Annotated in this window: 21 protein-coding genes, 1 tRNA gene and 2 pseudogenes; 20 read left to right on the top strand and 4 right to left on the bottom strand. The window is 62.3% G+C overall.

Features of this window, described 5'->3' with window-relative positions:
* The first annotated feature begins 9 nt into the window (after positions 1–9).
* From WS46_RS27340 to tatC, 11 genes are all read left to right on the top strand, one after another.
* Positions 10–630: a MarC family protein gene (locus WS46_RS27340; RefSeq protein ID WP_059535640.1), complete on the top strand. Its 621-nt coding sequence runs from the start codon at positions 10–12 to the stop codon at positions 628–630.
* Positions 627–1268, top strand: coding sequence for an imidazole glycerol phosphate synthase subunit HisH (gene hisH / locus WS46_RS27335; protein ID WP_059535642.1), 642 nt, complete (start codon positions 627–629; stop codon positions 1266–1268). Before WS46_RS27340 ends, hisH begins: the two co-directional genes overlap by 4 nt.
* A gap of 175 nt (positions 1269–1443) precedes the next feature.
* Positions 1444–2199, top strand: coding sequence for a 1-(5-phosphoribosyl)-5-[(5-phosphoribosylamino)methylideneamino]imidazole-4-carboxamide isomerase (hisA, locus tag WS46_RS27330; RefSeq protein WP_059535644.1), 756 nt, complete (start codon positions 1444–1446; stop codon positions 2197–2199).
* Between the two features lie 106 nt (positions 2200–2305).
* Positions 2306–3079, top strand: a complete 774-nt coding sequence (gene hisF, locus WS46_RS27325) for an imidazole glycerol phosphate synthase subunit HisF (protein WP_059535646.1) — start codon at positions 2306–2308, stop codon at positions 3077–3079.
* Positions 3079–3492: a phosphoribosyl-AMP cyclohydrolase gene (gene hisI / locus WS46_RS27320; protein WP_059692364.1), complete on the top strand. Its 414-nt coding sequence runs from the start codon at positions 3079–3081 to the stop codon at positions 3490–3492. Before hisF ends, hisI begins: the two co-directional genes overlap by 1 nt.
* Entirely contained in the window at positions 3489–3854 is a 366-nt protein-coding gene (locus WS46_RS27315) for a phosphoribosyl-ATP diphosphatase (protein ID WP_044845953.1), read from the top strand. The genes hisI and WS46_RS27315 overlap by 4 nt, the downstream gene beginning before the upstream one ends.
* Before the next feature lie 71 nt (positions 3855–3925).
* Positions 3926–4318, top strand: a complete 393-nt coding sequence (locus tag WS46_RS27310) for a hypothetical protein (RefSeq protein WP_059449807.1) — start codon at positions 3926–3928, stop codon at positions 4316–4318.
* Between the two features lie 29 nt (positions 4319–4347).
* Positions 4348–4713, top strand: coding sequence for a histidine triad nucleotide-binding protein (locus WS46_RS27305; RefSeq protein ID WP_044845951.1), 366 nt, complete (start codon positions 4348–4350; stop codon positions 4711–4713).
* Between the two features lie 93 nt (positions 4714–4806).
* Entirely contained in the window at positions 4807–5037 is a 231-nt protein-coding gene (gene tatA / locus WS46_RS27300; RefSeq protein WP_034183658.1) for a Sec-independent protein translocase subunit TatA, read from the top strand.
* Between the two features lie 26 nt (positions 5038–5063).
* Positions 5064–5594, top strand: coding sequence for a Sec-independent protein translocase protein TatB (gene tatB, locus WS46_RS27295; RefSeq protein WP_059535650.1), 531 nt, complete (start codon positions 5064–5066; stop codon positions 5592–5594).
* Between the two features lie 41 nt (positions 5595–5635).
* A complete protein-coding gene (gene tatC, locus WS46_RS27290; protein ID WP_044845948.1) occupies positions 5636–6418 on the top strand; it encodes a twin-arginine translocase subunit TatC in 783 nt (260 codons plus the stop codon).
* Positions 6419–6644: 226 nt separating this feature from the next.
* On the opposite strand, the gene WS46_RS27285 is transcribed toward tatC, so the two are convergent.
* A complete protein-coding gene (locus WS46_RS27285) occupies positions 6645–7850 on the bottom strand; it encodes a Do family serine endopeptidase (RefSeq protein ID WP_059535654.1) in 1206 nt (401 codons plus the stop codon).
* A gap of 21 nt (positions 7851–7871) precedes the next feature.
* Here WS46_RS27285 and WS46_RS27280 point away from each other — a divergent pair, with 21 nt between their 5' ends.
* The 8 genes and pseudogenes from WS46_RS27280 to WS46_RS36940 form a co-directional block, all read left to right on the top strand.
* A complete protein-coding gene (locus tag WS46_RS27280; protein WP_059535656.1) occupies positions 7872–8618 on the top strand; it encodes a Nif3-like dinuclear metal center hexameric protein in 747 nt (248 codons plus the stop codon).
* A gap of 218 nt (positions 8619–8836) precedes the next feature.
* The gene (petA, locus tag WS46_RS27275) at positions 8837–9457 is read left to right on the top strand and encodes a ubiquinol-cytochrome c reductase iron-sulfur subunit (RefSeq protein WP_059535658.1); all 621 of its coding nucleotides are present in this window, start codon (positions 8837–8839) and stop codon (positions 9455–9457) included.
* Entirely contained in the window at positions 9457–10839 is a 1383-nt protein-coding gene (locus WS46_RS27270; protein ID WP_059535660.1) for a cytochrome bc complex cytochrome b subunit, read from the top strand. Before petA ends, WS46_RS27270 begins: the two co-directional genes overlap by 1 nt.
* A gap of 21 nt (positions 10840–10860) precedes the next feature.
* Positions 10861–11619 carry a cytochrome c1 gene (locus WS46_RS27265; protein WP_059692363.1) on the top strand — a complete coding sequence of 253 codons (759 nt, stop codon included), beginning with the start codon at positions 10861–10863 and terminating at the stop codon, positions 11617–11619.
* Between the two features lie 94 nt (positions 11620–11713).
* On the top strand, positions 11714–12325 hold the full coding sequence (locus WS46_RS27260; protein ID WP_006400565.1) for a glutathione S-transferase N-terminal domain-containing protein: 612 nt from the start codon (positions 11714–11716) through the stop codon (positions 12323–12325).
* 70 nt (positions 12326–12395) lie between these two features.
* Positions 12396–12917, top strand: coding sequence for a ClpXP protease specificity-enhancing factor (locus tag WS46_RS27255; protein ID WP_059449799.1), 522 nt, complete (start codon positions 12396–12398; stop codon positions 12915–12917).
* A 19-nt stretch (positions 12918–12936) separates the two neighbouring features.
* A tRNA-Thr gene (locus tag WS46_RS27250) sits at positions 12937–13012 on the top strand.
* A gap of 153 nt (positions 13013–13165) precedes the next feature.
* Positions 13166–13723: pseudogene (locus WS46_RS36940) on the top strand (tyrosine-type recombinase/integrase); the annotation flags it as partial.
* Between the two features lie 314 nt (positions 13724–14037).
* Here WS46_RS36940 and WS46_RS27240 read toward each other — a convergent pair.
* From WS46_RS27240 to WS46_RS27230, 3 genes and pseudogenes are all read right to left on the bottom strand, one after another.
* Positions 14038–14241 carry a hypothetical protein gene (locus WS46_RS27240; protein ID WP_059535665.1) on the bottom strand — a complete coding sequence of 68 codons (204 nt, stop codon included), beginning with the start codon at positions 14239–14241 and terminating at the stop codon, positions 14038–14040.
* Positions 14242–14938: 697 nt separating this feature from the next.
* Positions 14939–15736, bottom strand: a complete 798-nt coding sequence (locus WS46_RS35670) for a hypothetical protein (protein WP_156443195.1) — start codon at positions 15734–15736, stop codon at positions 14939–14941.
* 651 nt (positions 15737–16387) lie between these two features.
* A pseudogene (locus tag WS46_RS27230) lies at positions 16388–16915 on the bottom strand (IS3 family transposase); the annotation flags it as partial.
* Between the two features lie 82 nt (positions 16916–16997).
* Between WS46_RS27230 and WS46_RS34600 the strand changes: the two are divergent.
* Complete coding sequence (locus WS46_RS34600; RefSeq protein ID WP_082725405.1) at positions 16998–17984, top strand: protein NO VEIN domain-containing protein; 987 nt, start codon at positions 16998–17000, stop codon at positions 17982–17984.
* The last annotated feature ends 25 nt before the right edge of the window (positions 17985–18009 follow it).

The following is an 18009-nucleotide window of genomic DNA, read 5'->3' as shown; positions in this document are numbered from 1 at the left end:
CGGCTTGCGATGGATCTGCTCAAATCGTTCATTTCGCTGCTGGCGCTGATCAACCCGATCGGCGCGGTGCCGTTCTTCCTGAGCCTGACGGCGCAGCAGTCGGACATCGAGCGGCGCCGCACGATCCGGATCGCGTCGGTGTCGGTGTTCTGCGTGATGACGGTGACGACGCTGCTCGGGCAGCAGATCATCGATTTCTTCGGCATTTCGGTCGGCTCCCTTGAAGTGGGCGGCGGCATCATCATGTTGCTGATGGCGATCAACATGCTGAACGCGCAGATCGGCAACACGCGATCGACGCCGGAGGAGCGCCACGAGGCCGAGCTGAAGGACAACATCGCGGTCGTGCCGCTGGCGATTCCGCTGCTCACGGGCCCCGGCTCGATCAGCACGGTGATCATCTATGCGGCGAACTCGCATCACTGGTATGAGCGAGCCGGGCTCGTCGCGATCGGCGCGGTCCTGGCTCTGCTGTGTTTCTTCGCGATGCGGCTTGCCGAGCCGATCGCGAACTGGATCGGCCGCACCGGCATCAACATCGCCACGCGGCTGATGGGTTTGATGCTGTCGGCGCTGGCGGTGGAATTCATCGTCAATGGACTGAGGGCGCTACTGCCTGCACTGAGATGAAAACTTCGATTGCGATTGTGGATTATGGGATGGGCAACCTGCGCTCGGTCGCGCAGGCGCTCAAGAAGGCCGAACCGGCCGCCGACGTGGCGATCGTCGATACGCCGGCCGCGATTCGCGCGGCCGACCGCGTCGTGCTGCCCGGCCAGGGCGCGATGCCCGACTGCATGCGCTGCCTCGGCGAATCGGGGCTGCAGGAAGCGGTGATCGAGGCGTCGCGCACGAAGCCGCTGCTGGGCGTGTGCGTCGGCGAGCAGATGCTGTTCGACTGGAGCGCGGAAGGCGACACGAAGGGTCTGGGCCTGTTGCCCGGCAAGGTCGTGCGCTTCGAGCTCGACGGCCGGCTGCAGGACGACGGCTCGCGCTTCAAGGTGCCGCAGATGGGCTGGAACCGCGTGCACCAGTCGCAGCCGCACCCGCTGTGGGACGGCGTGCCCGACGACGCGTATTTCTACTTCGTGCACAGCTATTACGTGCGCCCGGACAACCCGGCGCACACGGTCGGCGAAACGGCATACGGCGCGCCGTTTACGTCCGCGGTCGCGCGGGACAACCTCTTCGCGACCCAATTCCACCCCGAGAAAAGCGCGGAGGTCGGGTTGCGTCTGTATCGCAACTTCGTACACTGGAAACCGTGAACGTCGTGTGCGTGCCACAGTCGGCGGGCCGGAAAGGCCCGTTCGCAAGCCCGCTATTGGCGGGAACAGGCCCTATGCGCCGAAAGAGTTGTACTAAACTAGCGAGACGGCGCGGCACCGGTTTGGCCGGTACGCGCCGGATTCTTTTCATTTTCCACGACGACACCCGATTGCTATGTTGCTGATTCCGGCCATCGATCTCAAAGACGGTCAGTGTGTGCGCCTCAAACAGGGCGATATGGACCAGGCCACGATTTTCTCCGAGGACCCGGCGGCGATGGCCCGCAAGTGGGTCGATCTCGGCGCCCGGCGGCTGCATCTGGTCGACCTGAACGGCGCGTTCGCCGGCAAGCCGAAGAATCTCGAAGCGATCGAAGCGATCCTCGACGAAGTCGGCGACGAAATCCCCGTGCAGCTCGGCGGCGGCATCCGCAGCCTCGAGACGATCGAGAAGTATCTCGACGCCGGCCTCTCCTACGTGATCATCGGCACCGCGGCCGTGAAGGACCCGGGCTTCCTGCAGGACGCGTGCACCGCGTTCGCGGGCAACATCATCGTCGGGCTGGACGCGAAGGACGGCAAGGTCGCGACCGACGGCTGGAGCAAGCTGACGGGCCACGAGGTGATCGATCTCGCGCGCAAGTTCGAGGACTACGGCGTCGAATCGATCGTCTACACGGACATCGGCCGCGACGGGATGCTGCAGGGCATCAACATCGAAGCAACCGTGAAGCTCGCCCAGGCGGTCGGCATTCCGGTGATCGCAAGCGGCGGCCTGTCGAACCTCACCGACATCGAGAACCTCTGCGAAGTGGAGGAACACGGCGTCGAAGGCGTGATCTGCGGACGTGCGATCTACTCCGGCGATCTCGATTTCGCGGCCGCGCAAAAACGCGCGGACGAACTGAACGGCGAACTCGACGACGCCTGAGCGCGGTCGTTCCGTTCGCCGGGGTCGCCAGCAGGCGGCCCCGACCGGACGCCTCGCGCGAGGCGTCCGTAACCGGCCGTCCCATCGCGGCATTTGGCGCAACATCATGGCTCTAGCTAAACGCATCATCCCCTGCCTGGACGTGACCGCCGGGCGTGTCGTCAAAGGCGTCAACTTCGTCGAACTGCGCGATGCCGGCGATCCCGTCGAAATCGCCCGCCGCTACGACGACCAGGGCGCCGACGAACTGACGTTCCTCGACATCACCGCGACCTCCGACCAGCGCGACCTGATCCTGCCGATCATCGAGGCAGTCGCGTCGCAGGTCTTCATTCCGCTGACCGTCGGCGGCGGCGTGCGCGCCGTCGAGGACGTTCGGCGCCTGTTGAACGCCGGCGCGGACAAGGTCAGCATGAATTCGTCGGCGGTCGCGAACCCGCAGCTCGTGCGCGACGCGGCCGACAAGTACGGCTCCCAGTGCATCGTCGTCGCGATCGACGCGAAGCGCGTGTCGGCCGACGGCGAGGCGCCGCGCTGGGAAGTCTTCACGCACGGCGGCCGCAAGGGCACGGGCATCGACGCGATCGAATGGGCGCGCAAGATGGCCGAGCTCGGCGCGGGCGAAATCCTGCTCACGAGCATGGACCGCGACGGCACGAAGTCCGGCTTCGACCTCGCGCTCACGCGCGGCGTGTCGGACGCGGTGCCGGTGCCGGTGATCGCGTCGGGCGGCGTGGGCTCGCTGCAGGACCTCGCGGACGGCATCAAGGACGGCCGCGCCGACGCGGTGCTGGCCGCGAGCATCTTCCACTACGGCGAGCACACGGTCGGCGAGGCGAAGCGCTTCATGGCCGACCAGGGCATTCCGGTGAGGCTGTGATGACGACGGAAACGAAATCCCCCGCGTGGCTCGACAAGGTCCGCTGGGACGACAACGGCCTCGTGCCGGTGATCGCGCAGGAAGCATCGACGAACGACGTGCTGATGTTCGCGTGGATGAACCGCGAGGCGCTGGCGAAGACGATCGAGACGCAGCGCGCGGTCTACTATTCGCGTTCGCGCAAGCGCCTGTGGTTCAAGGGCGAGGAGTCGGGCCACGTGCAGCACGTGCACGAGGTGCGGCTCGACTGCGACGAGGACGTCGTGCTGCTGAAGGTCGAGCAGGTGTCGGGCATCGCATGCCACACCGGCCGGCATTCGTGCTTCTTCCAGAAATTCGAAGGCACCGTGGACAGCGGCGACTGGGTCGCGGTCGATCCGGTGCTGAAAGACCCCGAACACATCTACAAATGACGCAATCGACCGAAGACACGCTGCTGCGCCTCGCGGCCGTGATCGATAGCCGCAAGGGCGGCGACCCCGAACAATCGTACGTATCGCGCCTGTTCCACAAGGGCGACGACGCGGTGTTGAAGAAGATCGGCGAAGAGGCGACCGAAGTCGTGCTGGCCGCGAAGGACGTGCGCCAGGGCGGCGCGCCGACGGCGCTGGTCGGCGAGGTGGCCGACCTGTGGTTCCACTGCCTCGTGATGCTGTCGCATTTCGACCTGAGCCCGGCCGACGTGATCGCCGAACTCGAGCGCCGCGAAGGGCTGTCGGGCATCGAGGAAAAGGCGCTGCGCAAGCGTCGCGAGCGCGAGGAAAACGGCGGGTGACGACGCGCGGCCTGCCGCGCCGACGCCAGTGCGGTAAGCTGTAAGAATTGTCATCTAACGGGGGTAGCATCATGACCGATACGCCGAGCCAGTTTCCGACACCGTCGGTGCCGGGCGCAGCGGACGCCGAGCGACTGAAAGGTCTGCGCACGCTGACGCACGTGCTGTACGGCCTCTACGCGATTCATTGGCTGACGGGCGGCGTCACCGGGATCATCGCGATCATCATCAACTACGTGAAGCGCGACGACGTGGCCGGCACGCCGTACGCCGACCATTTCGAGTGGCAGATCCGCACGTTCTGGCGCGCGCTGATCGCTTACGTGATCGGCTTCGCGCTGATGTTCGTGGTGGTGGGATTCGTCGTCATGTTTGTCACATGGATTTGGACGCTGTACCGTATCATCAAAGGTTGGCTGTACCTGAACGACAACAAGACGCTCGATCCGCAGGCCTGGTTCTGACCGGCGCGCGGGCGTTTCGCAGGAGCAACATGAGTCACGATCCGAATTGCCTGTTCTGCAAGATCGCGGCGGGCGAGATCCCGAGCACGAAGGTGCACGAGGACGACGAATTCGTCGCGTTCCGCGACATCCGCCCGGCGGCCGAGACGCACGTGCTCGTGATTCCGCGCCGGCACGTGCCGACGCTGTCGGCGGCGAGCGAGGCCGATGCGCCGATGCTCGGCCGGCTGATGCTGCTGGTCGCCCGTCTGGCCGACCAGCTCGGCGTTGCGTACACGGGGGGCGAGACCGGGTTTCGCACGGTGATCAACACGGGCCCCGGCGGCGGGCAGGAGGTCTACCACCTGCACGCGCATATCCTGGCCGGCCCGCGCCCGTGGTTGCGGATGGGTTGACGTGGCGGGGCGTTTCCCCGCATCGATAGTCGAAGCCGGCGTGCCGCCGGCGATTTGCGCCGCGACGCGGCGTGGTTGAGGAGAGGTTTCATCATGGGTGGATTGAGCATTTGGCACTGGCTGATCGTGCTGCTGATCGTCGCGCTGGTTTTCGGTACGAAGAAGCTGCGCAACATCGGCAACGACCTCGGCAGCGCCGTGAAGGGTTTCAAGGACGGCATGAAGGAAGGCGAGACACCGGCGGATGCGCAGCAACTGCCGCGCTCGGGTTCGGTCGACGTCAACGCGAAGGAAACGACGCGTTCCGACTCGAACAAGGCGTAATGCCGGCACGCTGACAGGCATTCGCGATGCTGGATCTCGGCCTTTCGAAGATGGCGCTGATCGGCGTCGTCGCGCTCGTGGTGCTCGGCCCCGAGCGCCTGCCGCGCGTCGCGCGTACGGCCGGCGCATTGTTCGGCCGCGCGCAGCGGTACATCAACGACGTGAAGGCCGAGGTCTCGCGCGAAATCGAACTCGACGCGCTGCGGACGATGAAGACCGATTTCGAGTCGGCCGCGCGCAATGTCGAGACGACGATTCACGACAACCTGCGCGAGCACGAGAAGGAACTGAACGACACGTGGAACTCCGCGGTCGGCGGCCTTAACGAAGGCTCGGTCGATGCCGGCACGTACGGCTCCGACACGCCCGCGGCGCCGTCGTGGCGCGGCAGCACGGCCGCGCTCGCGCCGAAGCGTCGCAACTGGCGTGTGAAACAGGCGGCGACGCCTGTCTGGTACAAGCGCGCGACGACCCGCCGCACGCACGTGCAGTCGGGCGCCGCGCGTGTCGCGCGCCATCAGCCGGCCAGCCTGCGCCGGCCGACGCGCTTCTTCTGAGTCGAGCGCATGCTCGCTCGTCAATCCTACCGAGGGCCGGTGTGAGCGACCCGCAGCAGAATCCGGGCGACGCCCCGGAAGAAACCTTCATTTCCCATCTCGTCGAGCTTCGCGATCGCATCATTCGCGCGGGGCTGGCCGTGATCGTCGTGTTCCTCGGGCTCGTGTACTGGGCGCCCGACATCTTCCGGCTGCTCGCGCGGCCGCTGATGGAAAACCTGCCGAAGGGCGGCAGGATGATCGTGACCGACGTCACCGGCTCGTTCTTCGTGCCGATGAAGGTCACGATGCTCGTCGCGCTCGTGATCGCGCTGCCGATCGTGCTGTACCAGATCTGGGCGTTCGTCGCGCCGGGGCTGTATCAGCACGAGAAGAAGCTCGTCGCGCCGCTCGTCGGCAGCAGCTACGTCCTGTTCCTGTGCGGAATGGCGTTCGCATACTTCCTCGTGTTCCCGACGATCTTCCGCGTGATGGCGCACTACAACGCGCCGCTCGGCGCGGAGATGTCGACCGACATCGACAACTACCTGAGCTTCGTGCTCGGAATGTTCATCGCGTTCGGGGTCACGTTCGAGGTGCCGATCGTCGTCGTGCTGCTCGTCCGAATGGGCGTGCTGACGCTGAAGAAGCTGAAGGAGATGCGGCCGTACGTGATTGTCGGCGCGTTCGTCGTCGCGGCGGTCGTCACGCCGCCGGACGTGTTCTCGCAGCTGATGCTCGCGCTGCCGCTCGTCGTGCTGTTCGAGATCGGGCTGCTGGCCGCGCGCTTCTTCGTGCCGAAGCCGACGGAAGAACCCGAGGCGGAGAACGGTGCCGCAAGTTGATGAGACGCGGCACGCGGCGGCCGGCATGAGGGGCGCCGTCGATGCGGCCCCTCGACGACGTTGAAGCCGGACGGGCGATCGGGCGGTGCAGGTGGCGGGGGCGAACGCAGCTCCGTCACCGCGACGAAGGATCGTCGAAGCAAAGCAAAAGGGCAGCCGATCAGGCTGCCCTTTTGCATTTCCATCGTTGACCGGCAATCGGCGTCGATACGCCGCCCGCCGGACGTCACTCGCTGTCGCTGTCCTGTTCGTCGAGCGTCTGTTTCGGCGGCGGTGGGCGCTTGCCGATCACCACGCTCACGTCGAACTCCTTGCCCTTGCGCACGACGTGCACCTTGGTCGGCGTGCCCGGCTTGATCTGCGCGACGGTGTTCAGCAACTTCGTCGTGTCGGTGATGTCGTCGCCGTTCACGCTCACGAGGATGTCGCCCGGCTTGATGCCGGCCTTGTCGGCCGGGCCGCCCTGCAGCACGCCCGCGACGATCGCGCCCGACTTCTGCTGAAGCCCGAACGATTCGGCGATTTCCGGCGTGACGTCCTGCGGCTCGACGCCGATCCAGCCGCGCGTGACCGAGCCCGTCGTGATGATGCTTTCGAGCACGGTGCGCGCGGTCGACACGGGGATCGCGAAACCGATGCCGAGCGAGCCACCCGAGCGCGAGTAGATCGCCGTGTTGATGCCGAGCAGGTTGCCGTTCACGTCGACCAGCGCGCCGCCCGAGTTGCCGGGGTTGATCGGCGCGTCGGTCTGGATGAAGTTCTCGAACGTGTTGATGCCGAGGTGATTGCGGCCGAGCGCGCTGATGATCCCCATCGTGACCGTCTGGCCGACGCCGAACGGGTTGCCGATCGCGAGCACGACGTCGCCGACCCGCGACTGGTCGGAACGGCCGAGCGTGATCGTCGGCAGGTTCGTCATGTTGATCTTCAGCACGGCGAGATCGGTTTCGGGGTCGCTGCCGATCACCTTCGCGGTGCCGGTGCGGCCGTCGGCGAGCGCGACTTCGATCTGGTCGGCGCCGTCCACGACGTGCTGGTTCGTTAGAATGTAACCTTCAGGGCTCACGATAACGCCGGAGCCGAGGTTGGCGGCCGGTTCGTCCTGCTGCTTGCGGGCGTTGCGGTCGCCGAAGAAGTAGCGGAACAGCGGATCCTTCGCGCGCGGATCGGGCGGCAGCGAGCCATCCTTGCTGGAGAAGACGTTGACGACGGCGGGCATCGCCTTTTGCGCGGCCTCCGCGTACGACGTGGTCGCCGGTGCACCGCCGATGCCCGGCGCGACTTCCCGCAGCGCGACGATCGGCGTGGCGAGCTGCTTGCCGAGCTGTCCTTGCCGTTGCAGCCATTGCGGCTTGAGCGTCACGACGATGAACATCAGCGCGAGCAGCACGGTCACCGCCTGCGCGAAGAACAGCCAGAAGCGTCTAAGCATCTGAATGGATTAGAGGTTTATATGGATCGGATCGAACTCGAATTGTACTTGAACAATACCCTTGAAACCGCGCGCTTCAAGGACTATTGCCCGAATGGCCTTCAGGTCGAGGGGCGTCGCAAGATCGAGAAGATCGCCACCGGCGTGACGGCGTCGGTCGCGTTCCTCGAGGCCGCGCTCGAATGGGGGGCGGATGCGGTGCTCGTCCATCACGGCTATTTCTGGCGCAACGAGGCGCCACAGATCACGGGCCGCAAGTACCGGCGCCTGAAGCTGCTGCTCGCGAACGACCTGAACCTGTTCGCGTTCCACCTGCCGCTCGACGCGCATCCCGAGTTCGGCAACAACGCGCAACTCGGCGAGAAGCTCGGGTTGATCGGCGAGCAGCGTTTCGGCGACGGCGATCTTGGCTGGATGGCCACGCTGCCGATGCCCGTCACGCTCGAGCACTTCGTCGCGAAGGTCGAGCGCACGCTCGGCCGCACGCCGCTCGTGCTCGGCGATCCGGAGATGCAGCTGCGCCGCATCGCATGGTGCACGGGCGCCGCGCAGAGCTATTTCGATGCCGCGATCGACGCCGGCGCCGACGTGTTCCTGACCGGCGAAGTGTCGGAATCCGTCACGCACGCGTCGGCCGAGAGCGGCGTCGCGTTCGTTGCGGCGGGGCACCATGCGACCGAACGCTACGGAATCCAGGCGCTTGGCGCCCACTTGTCCGAAGAATTCGATATCGAACACCTTTTTATCGATATTCATAATCCGGTCTGAACGACGGATTTGCGGCGGCGCATCGAAATTCCGCAATGTAGCGGACGCTTAAAAGTGAAATGATTTAATCGCTCCGATAGTGGGGGAAAACCCTTGACTATCAACTACTTCGAAGGGATTTTCATCTCCGGGCCTTGTAAATGGCGACTCCATTCGCGCAAACTAGCGGCGGAATGAAAAGTCGTGACGGAAAATCCAACTCAGAAGTGGGGCGTGTGATGCGAGACAAGGAAGAAAAACGCGTCGACAGCGGCCGCCGTACCTGGCTGATTGCGACATCCGTAGCAGGTGGCGTGGGAGGCGTAGCCACCGTCATACCTTTCGCGGCGTCGCTTGCGCCGTCCGCGAAAGCGAAAGCGGCCGGCGCTCCGGTCGAGGTCGACATCAGCGGCCTGAAGCCCGGCGAGATGGTCACCGTGCCGTGGCGCGGCAAGCCGGTCTGGATCCTGAACCGTACCGACGCCATGCTGGCCGACGTCGTCAAGGCCGACAAGGAAGTGGCCGATCCGACCTCCGACAAACCCTATACGATGCCGCTGCCCGCGTATTGCGCGAACGAATATCGCTCGCGGGCCGATCGCAAGAACATTCTCGTCGTGATGGCCGTGTGTACGCACCTCGGCTGCACGCCTAGCCAACGCTTCACGCCGGGTCCGCAGCCGAACCTGCCGGACGACTGGCCGGGCGGCTTCCTGTGCCCGTGCCACGGTTCGACCTACGACCTCGCCGGCCGCGTGTTCAAGAACAAGCCGGCGCCTCAGAATCTCGACATCCCGCCCTATATGTTCACGTCGGCGACGACCCTCGTGATCGGCAAGGACGAGAAAGGAGAAGCGTGATGGCTGCCGACAACAAAGAAGTCTCCACGACAGGTGTCACCGGCTGGATCGACCAGCGCTTCCCGCTCACGTCCACCTGGAAGAAGCACGTTTCCGAGTACTACGCGCCGAAGAACTTCAACTTCTGGTACTTCTTCGGCTCCCTCGCGCTGCTCGTGCTCGTCAACCAGATCGTCACGGGCATCTTCCTGACGATGAACTACAAGCCCGATTCGATGCTCGCGTTCGCGTCGGTCGAGTACATCATGCGCGAGGTGCCGTGGGGCTGGCTGATCCGCTACATGCACTCGACCGGTGCATCGATGTTCTTCGTCGTCGTATATCTCCACATGTTCCGCGGGCTGATGTACGGGTCGTACCGCAAGCCGCGCGAGCTGGTGTGGATCTTCGGTTGTGCGATCTTCCTGTGCCTGATGGCCGAGGCGTTCTTCGGCTACCTGCTGCCGTGGGGCCAGATGTCGTTCTGGGGCGCGCAGGTGATCGTGAACCTGTTCTCGGCGATCCCGTTCGTCGGCCCGGACCTGTCGTTGTGGATCCGCGGCGACTACGTCGTGTCCGACGTCACGCTGAACCGATTCTTCGCGTTCCATGTGATCGCGATTCCGCTCGTGCTGGTCGGCCTCGTGATCGCGCACCTCGTCGCGCTGCACGAAGTCGGGTCGAACAACCCGGACGGCATCGAGATCAAGGCGAAGAAGGACGCGAACGGCATTCCGCTCGACGGCATCCCGTTCCATCCGTACTACTCGGTGCACGATTTCTTCGGTGTCTGCGTGTTCCTGATGGTGTTCGCGCTGATCGTGTTCTTTTCGCCGGAGATGGGCGGGTACTTCCTCGAGTCGAACAACTTCGTCCCGGCGAACCCGCTGCAGACGCCGCCGGAGATCGCGCCGGTCTGGTACTTCACCGCGTTCTACGCGATGCTGCGCGCGACCACCGACCCGTTCAAGATCGTGCTGATGGTCGTGATCGCGCTGCTCGGCGTGCTCGCGCTGATCCGCGCGCGCGGCAAGTGGAAGGTCGGCCTGCCGGTGCTGGCCGCCGCGATCGTCGTGTTCATGTTCCTGACGGAATCGAAGTTCTGGGGCGTCGTCGTGATGGGTTCCGCGGTGATCACGCTGTTCTTCCTGCCGTGGCTCGACCGCAGCCCGGTGAAGTCGATCCGCTACCGGCCGCTGTTCCACAAGGTGTTCCTCGGGATCTTCGTCGCGGCGTTCCTGATCCTCGCGTTCCTCGGCACACGGCCGCCATCGCCGGTCGCGACGCTGATTGCGCAGGGTTGCGCGCTGATCTACTTCGCGTTCTTCCTCGGCATGCCCGTCTGGACGCCGCTTGGCACGTTCAAGCAGCCGCCGGAACGGGTGCGCTTCAAGCCCCATTAACGTGAGCGAGGAGAGAACGACATGAAGAAACTGCTTTCGACGCTCGCGCTGATCGGGGTGACGGCCGTGGCGCTGCTGGCGGTGCCGGCCGTGCGCGCGGAAGGTAATTTTCCGCTCGACCGGGCGCCCGATAACACGGAAAATCTTGTTTCGCTTCAGCACGGCGCGCAATTGTTTGTAAACTATTGCCTGAACTGCCACAGCGCGAACCTGATGCGCTACAACCGTCTGACGGATCTGGGCATATCCCAGAAGGAGATCGAAACGAATCTCCTGTTCACGACCGACAAGGTCGGGAACACGATGTCCGTCGCGATGCGGCCCGAAGACGCGAAGAACTGGCTCGGCACCTCGCCGCCCGACCTGTCGGTCGAGGAGCGGGCGCGCGGCCGCGACTGGCTCTACACGTACCTGCGGAGTTTCTACCGCGACGATACGCGGCCGAGCGGCTGGAACAACGCGGTGTTCGAGAACGTCGGCATGCCCCATGTATTGTGGCAACTGCAGGGGCAGCGCACTGCCAAATTCGAAGACAAGACGGACGAGGAGACGGGCGAGAAGGTCCACACGCTCGTCGGCTTCCAGCAGGTCACGCCGGGGACGTTGTCGTCGCCGGACTATGATGCTGCGGTGGCCGACCTGGTGGCCTATATGACATGGATGTCCGAGCCGGCCCAGCAGACCCGCAAGCGCCTCGGCGTGTGGGTGCTGGTCTTTCTCGGTGTCCTGACTTTCCTGGCCTGGCGGCTCAATGCCGCGTACTGGAAAGATATCAAGTAAACACGCCTGACCGGCGTGGGGCCGGCGCAAGGCGGAACCCGTGAAAGGGGTTGCGCCGCGTGCCGGCCCTCGGCTTTTTTGAGGAAACGCAAATATGATGGTTCTGTATTCCGGCACAACTTGCCCGTTCTCCCAGCGTTGCCGGCTGGTGCTGTTCGAGAAGGGCATGGATTTCGAGATCCGTGACGTCGACCTGTTCAACAAGCCGGAAGACATCTCGGTGATGAACCCGTACGGTCAGGTGCCGATTCTGGTCGAGCGCGACCTGATTCTGTACGAATCGAACATCATCAACGAATACATCGACGAGCGCTTCCCGCACCCGCAACTGATGCCGGCCGACCCGGTGCAGCGCGCACGCGCACGCCTGTTCCTGCTCAACTTCGAGAAGGAGCTGTTCGTTCACGTCAGCACGCTCGAGAACGAAAAGGGCAAGGCAGCGGAGAAGAACCACGAGAAGGCACGCCTCGCGATCCGCGATCGCCTGACGCAGCTCGCGCCGATCTTCGTGAAGAACAAGTACATGCTCGGCGAGGAGTTCTCGATGCTCGACGTCGCGATCGCGCCGCTCTTGTGGCGTCTGGATCACTACGGCATCGAGCTGTCGAAGAATGCCGCGCCGCTGATGAAGTACGCCGAGCGAATCTTCAGCCGTCCGGCCTATATCGAAGCACTGACGCCGTCCGAAAAGGTCATGCGTCGTTGATGGTGCAATGAGTGCATGACGGAGCGGGCGCGCGGCGTGCCGCGTGCCTGCTCCGGGTTCGAGGATTGTGATGCAAGAGATTTCAACGAAACCTTATCTGCTGCGCGCGCTGTACGAGTGGTGCACCGATAACGGTTACACGCCGCATATCGCGGTGAGGGTCGACAACTCGACGCGCGTGCCGCGTCAGTTCGTGCGTGACGGCGAGATCGTGCTCAACATCAGCTTCGAGGCCACGAGCCAGCTGCAGATGGGTAACGAGTGGATCGAGTTCACCGCCCGGTTCTCCGGGAAAGCGCACAAGATCGAGATTCCGGTGGCCAACGTGCTCGCGATTTACGCGCGGGAGAACGGGCAGGGGATGGCGTTCCAGGTCGATGCGGTGGCGGGCGAGGGCGAGGATTCGGGCGCGTTCGAGGACGATGCCGAGCAGGCCGACGATGCGCGACGCGACGAGTCGCCTGCGGTGCTGACGCCAGTTGCCGATCACGGCGCGAACGAAGAGCCGTCCGAGGGTGCCGATGAACCGCCGAAAACCGACGGCGATGGTTCGAAAGGCGGCAGCAGACCTCGCCTCAAGATCGTGAAATGAGGTAGAATCTCGCGCTTACGCCGGCTTAGCTCATCTGGTAGAGCAGTTGATTTGTAATCATCAGGTGGCGGGTTCGAGTCCTGCAGCCGGCACCAAACACTAGTATCGAGTAGTACCGGGAAGTCCCAAAACCCGCGTCCAGCCTAGCGCTGACGCGGGTTTTTTGTTTCTGGAAGTGCCGAGTGGAACCGGGGCATCCCGAAAATTTGGGGGTAAGATTCGGGGTATGACTTCGGGGATTTGGGGGTATGCCGTACCCCCGACGAACAATGAAAAGCAAACCTCTTACCGACGCCAAGTGCCGCAACGCGAAGTTTGATGAGGCCGGGGGAAACAAACTCTTCGACGGTGGCGGCCTGTTTCTCGATCTGCGCCCCAGTGGCTCGAAGAAATGGCGGCTCAAATACCGGTTCAATGGCAAAGAAAACCTGCTGACGTTCGGCGACTATCCCGCGACGTCTCTCGCTGATGCGCGGTCGAGGCGTGACGAAGCGAAGCGGCTGTTAGGGGAAGGGAAGAACCCTGCGTTCGAGCGTGACGTCGAGAAGCAGACTCGCGCCATTGCCGCACAGAACACCTTCGAGGCCGTCGCGCTGGAGTGGTACGAGGCGCAGCAAGCGACATGGAGCGCTTCGCACGCGAACCGAGTAAAGAAACAGCTCGATCGCGAGGTGTTTCCCCTGATCGGCCAGCGTCCGATTTCTTCGATCGGCGCACCGGATTTGCTCGCGGTCATTCGACGCATCGAAGGTCGGGAGGCGTTCGAGACGGCGCGCAAGACGTTGCAGATATGCGGCCAAGTGTTTCGCTATGCCGTCGCGACGAGCCGTGCCGAGCGAGATCCGTCGCCGGACCTGCGAGGCGCATTGAAGGCGGTGCCAGTGAAGCATATGGCACGAGTCAGCGAAAGCGAGCTGCCGGAGCTGCTTCGCTCGATCGCTGCCTATGAGGGCGAGCCGGAGACTCGGCTCGCTCTGCGATTCCTGGCATTGACGTTCGTTCGCACTATCGAGTTGCGGCAGGCGGAGTGGACGGAGATCGACTTGGAGCGCCGAGAGTGGCGCATTCCGGGCCGAGAAGATGAAGATGCGTCGTGTGCATATAGTGCCGCTCCCCTCTCTCAAGCCGCTTCGTCGAAGCGCGCAAGCAGCATCTGGCCGATCGGCGTGAGCGCCGGACGCGCCGCCACCGCATTCACACGCACCTGCGTATCGTCGACCAGCCGCTTTTCGACGAGCACGGCGAACGCCGGGTTGGACGGGTCGACGCTGTCCGGTGCGCGGGCAATGCGCAGCAGCATCGAGAATTCGTGCGGACTCAGCATGGTCCTTGTCTCCTGATCGTCCGCGATCCGGTTCGAACCGGCGTCGATCCTGTCTTTTGATGAAATGACCCGAAGGCATGGGGATGCGGAAATGCGCGGCCGTTTGTGACGAGGGCACGTCGTCGCGAGGAGCCAGGCGCTCCCTGAGCGGGGCGATGTCATCGGATCCGCTGGATGCGTACGCCACGGCCGGGACGTGCAACGTTATTGGGGCATCGTGACGCGGCCGTGACAGCAAAAGAGGGGGGCATCTGGCCGACCGATGCCCACGACCGCGCTCATCGTCGGCGGCACGTTGCTCGTTTGCAGGCAGTGCCTGAAAGATTGGCTGCGGCGCAACGGCATCGCTTGGAGCGGCATTGCAACCGAGGGAATGCACGGCTCCTGACAAGAGGCGTCGCGGGCCGGCCGGGAAATGTTCGGCACCGAAGTCGTGCGAGGACAGATGCTTTCGCCGAGGTGCGGCTTTCAGTCCACCGTCAAGCGTCGAGGGGCTATGGAACCATGGCAAAACGCGATGCTGCGTCGCCTCTCGATGATTGTCCACGAACCACATAACGGACATAGGCTGCCGACAATGCTCCACTATCCGGCGCGTGCTCTGGGCGATTTCGAATATCCAATGCTTAAGCGTGATACTGCGAGCCCAATCATGAGCTGCGTCCGTGCCAACCCACTGCAGACGTTCAACTAATGCTTAAGCAAAACCACCATCACGAAGTAGCGGTCGACTCGGACGAATTTTTGATGCTATGAAGGAAAACCACGCTCGCGCGACTGATGTATGGCATGCAACATGCTCAATGAACTTAGTCACGACTCCGGTGACCTCGTTCTTAGACTTGTCCACGTTCACGGTGGTGGTGGACAATGTGATGTGGTTAACGCCCTCTGGAACTTGCGACAGCTGGACTTTCATCTCGCGCTCGACCTCTTCGGCTACGAATTGGGGAAACTTCGATTGAAGCTCTGTCTGAAGGTGTTGGATTACGCTGTAGACGCTTTCGGCAAATTCGAGGGCCTCTGCCTCCCGCACAATTTTACCTCGGTGGACCACTTTGTTACGCGTCTCGGTAATGCGTGGCTCAAGCTTGAAGGGCTGGCTCTGGTCAAGCATATAGAGGAACTGAAATGCGCCAAATTGGCGTTCTGACTGGGCAGCGACATTTTTCCAAGCCGCCTCAACCGTTTCTTGCGGGGTACCCTTTGCCCGGGACGAGACCCGGATGTAGAACTCGTATATGCGTTCTAGTGCCGAGGACATAACAGCTACGACTTCGTTTGTATATCCGTCGAGCGCTGCACGAGCGGCTGAACGCACGAGTACTTCGTATCTGCGGGCGTTGTATAAGACGACTCCGCTGTGTCCTCGGTCGCAGGTGACGTGAATTATGCCATTGTCATCAAGTTCGCCAGCTATCGGATTGAACTTGGGCTGCTTCCCATCCTTTGACGCTTCTTGAATGCAATCTGGGCATGCGGCGATGGTCTTCATAGCATCTAACGTTTGAATTAAGCGGCACAGTCAGGCCTCCGATTGAACAAAGGGTAGATCCCAACCGCTGCCTATTGTGAGCACATGAACATCGGGAGGCGAATGTAGCCTTCTGGCCGAACAGTCACACCATGTATTGCGATCTTAGATAATCCGAGACAAATCTTTTATGGGGGCAGACCTTTCGATATAATTGCGGTACTTGTTGGCACTTAATCGAACACAGCTCTACGAATCTGTGGGCGATGCAAGGATAAAAGGCGGGGAATGCTCAGTGTTGAGCATATTTCGTCGAGCTGACGAGAGGGTGCCGGGGGATGTGCTACCAACACATCCCACCGGCGATTTTTTGGCTTGGCTGCCTGTTCCATAACTGGAGGAACGACAAGAGCCACCGCGCCTAGGAAACGCATAGCTCTTGTTAGGACGAATGATACCGCGCGCGGCGCGCCGTGCAAAGTAACTTTGCAAAGTTACTTTGTGCGTTTTCCGCAAACTTCGTTGCGCTCGTACTTTAATAGTGCGGCGGGGTTTATTGCCGCCTCTTCCCCCCCCCCTTCTTTCGGAACAGGCCATTTTTTGAACAGAAAATGGCTCTTAAGATTCTTCGACTTATTGGTGTGCTGGATTGCGTCTGACCTGCCCCCGGTTTTAGTCCGAACTGCAGTTAGAGTCCGAGGTTAAAAACTGCTGCTTTGCATCGTGCGCCCGAGCGAACTGCGCCGGCGTCAGATAGCCGAGTGAACTATGAGGCCGCTCGGTGTTGTACTCGATACGCCATTCCTCAATCAGCTGCTTGGCGTGGCGCATTGAGACGAACCAGTGCTCGTTCAGGCATTCATCGCGGAACCGCCCGTTGAAGCTCTCGATATAGGCATTTTCCACCGGCTTGCCAGGCCGAATGAACGACAGCGTGACGCCGGCTTCGTAGGCCCATGCATCCAGCACCTTACCAGCGAACTCCGGCCCGTTGTCGACCGTGATGGATGCGGGTAAGCCTCGCATCTCCTTGAGCCGCTCGAGCACTTGCTGCACGCGTAGGCCCGGTAATGAAGTATCGACCTCGATGGCCAAGCACTCGCGCGTGTAGTCGTCGACCACGTTCAGGCATCGAAACCGCCGACCATAGGCCAGCCCATCAGAAATGAAGTCCATCGACCAGCTCTGATTGGGGCCCGTTGGTAGCCGCTCACCGTCTGCCTATAATCACTGCCGACGCGGCGTGGATAATTTCAGATAACTCGAGCGCACGGGGGAAAATATGGATGAGCGATTAGTGTTCGTAAATGTGGGCTGGATGGTCGCGTATCGAGGTCCGACCAACGACCCAACGCTCGGTGGCCATGGTTGGCTTAAGACGCACGATTATGGTCATGAAGCCTGGAACTATCTTCCGCATGACGGGAACCTCTACGGCTATGTGCCACGCTCTGCGCGCATCGATATCAAGAGACTTGGAGCAGCTAGGACCGACGAGCAACTTGATGGTGTAACGGTCGTTTGGATAGCGCGCAACCCGCGAAATAAAGTTACCTACGTGGCAGGTTGGTACCGTGATGCATCGATACACCGCGATAGCCGGTATTTCAAGGTAGCGCGCCCATCCGGAGACATTATCGAGTACCAGATTCGGGCACCTGTTGTTCGGGCCAAACTACTATCACCAGATCAACGAACCGTTGCGGTTCCGACTGCGAAAAAGCCAGGCAATCTCGGGCAGAGTCCCGTCTGGTACGGAAACGACGCCTTCGTCGCGCGAGTTCGCGACTACCTCGCGTCAGATGGTATAAACCGCCCGCCCAAAAAATCTGGTGGCAACGGCCGCAACGAGATCGACCCAGCTACACGAAAGTTGATCGAGGTAGCGGCCGTCCGGCATGCGGTTCGCTACTACGAGTCCGACGAAGGTGGAAATCTCACGGTTAGTTCCGTCGAGAAAGATAACGTGGGTTGGGACCTGACCGTGACCGGAGGTGACGTTACACTCAAAGTGGAGGTCAAAGGGTTGTCAGGGCGCGAACTGTGTGTCGAACTCACGCCGAATGAGTACAAGCAGATGTTCTCCCCAGAGCACAGAGCAACGTACGTGATTTACGTCGTAACGGAGGCGCTAAGCCCCACAGCTATGGCTCACATCTTCTACTACAACGCTGAAGCCAGCCGCAGGGGTGATCATGTATGGAACAGCATAGACGGACGAATTTTGACCGTTCAGCAAATTGTAGGGGCTCGGCTATCCGTGAGTTAGCTCGCTGAAGTCGACCCTAGCCTAC

Source organism: Burkholderia sp. RF4-BP95, from assembly GCF_001521985.1.
Classification (GTDB): domain Bacteria; phylum Pseudomonadota; class Gammaproteobacteria; order Burkholderiales; family Burkholderiaceae; genus Burkholderia; species Burkholderia diffusa.
Note: the sequence above shows the minus strand (reverse complement) of the source record. Positions and strands in the feature narration are given on the sequence as shown.